This is a genomic window from Cobetia sp. (assembly GCF_983723665.1).
The window spans coordinates 13467-14795 of sequence record NZ_CFDJES010000004.1 but is presented as its reverse complement, the minus strand read 5'-3'; the positions used below and the strand labels follow the sequence as shown (position 1 = coordinate 14795).

The 1329-nt window shown below is 60.6% G+C and carries 1 protein-coding gene; it reads right to left on the bottom strand.

All coding sequences use genetic code 11. The annotated features are described in order from the left end of the window. Nucleotides 1-7: 7 nt before the first annotated feature. The gene (gene pncB / locus AC4FAH_RS00980) at nt 8-1180 is read right to left on the bottom strand and encodes a nicotinate phosphoribosyltransferase (RefSeq protein ID WP_043331412.1); all 1173 of its coding nucleotides are present in this window, start codon (nt 1178-1180) and stop codon (nt 8-10) included. Nucleotides 1181-1329 lie beyond the last annotated feature (149 nt).

The following is a 1329-nucleotide window of genomic DNA, read 5'->3' as shown; positions in this document are numbered from 1 at the left end:
GCGCGCTTCAATCCAGCTCCTTGAGCGACAGCACCTGGTGCGCCAGACGAATCATGTCGGGGTCGCCGGTGTGTTTGCTCGAGACATCGGACAGCTTGATCACCGGCACCCACTCCTGGCCCTCGGGACGGGCTTCGGTCATCTTGATCACCATGTTCATCGGCTGCGGGCCGACATCATTGGTGAAGTTGGTGCCGATACCGAACGACATGCCGATACGTCCGGCGCAATAGCGCACGATGCGATCGACCTTGTCGGTGTCCAGACCATCGGAGAACACGATGGTCTTGGTCTTGGGGTCGATGCCCAGTGACTCATAGTGACGGATGGTGGTCTCGGCGAAGTCGATGGGGTCACCACTGTCGTGGCGCACGCCGTCAAACAGCTTGGCGAACTTCTTGTCGAAGCTCTTGAAGAAGGCCTGGCTGGTGAAGGTGTCAGACAGGGCGATCCCCAGGTCACCGCGATAGACCTTGACCCAGTTCTCCAGCGCCAGGATGTTGGCCATCTTGAAGCCGAAGCGCGCGGCATGAAACATGAACCACTCATGGGCGTGCGTGCCGATCGGCTTGATGCCGTGGCGCTGTGCCATGTGCACGTTGCTGGTGCCGATGAAGCAGCCGCGGCCGTGGTCCTTGAGACCCGCGACCACCTTGTCGTGCACATCGTAGGAGTGACGACGACGAGTGCCGAATTCCGCCACGCGGATGCCGAGACGCTTGTAGTGCTCGATCTTGGCCAGGGTGCTGTCGCGCAGGGCCTGATCGCTGTCGCGTTGATCTCCGCCCAGCTGATACCAGAGCTCGCTGATCATCGCCATCAGCGGGACTTCCCACAGGATGGTGCGATACCAGTAGCCTTCGATATGCACCTCCAGCTCATCACCGGTCTGGGTGATGGTGATTTCGGAGGGATCGAAGCGGAAGCCCGCCAGGAAGTCGCGGTAGGTCGGGTCCAGGAAGGGGCAGTGAAGCTCGAGGAAGGATTTCTCTTCCACGCTCAATGCCAGTTCGGCCATGTTGTCTACCGCGATGCGCAAGGCCTCGCCGAACCCCGGCGGGAACGAATGCTCGCCACGGTTGATGAAGGCGTAGCGAGCGCGCGCATACGGAAACAGTTTCACCACGGCGTTCTGCATGGTGAACTTGTAGAAATCATTATCGAGAATCGAGTACAACATCGAGGCTCGCTCAGTATCAAGGCGGCTCGGGGGAACCGGAATCGCTGGCAGGGCAGACGCTGCGAGAGGCAGGCATGCCCCGCTGGCACGGGGAAGCAATGTCGACGCATTATCCGTGCAGGCGCGCTGCACGTTCAAGCCGGAGTGCC

Bases quoted from the DNA above. Each gene is read 5' to 3' on its own strand.
- pncB (WP_043331412.1), bottom strand. From the start codon at position 1,180: ATGTTGTACTCGATTCTCGATAATGATTTCTACAAGTTCACCATGCAG.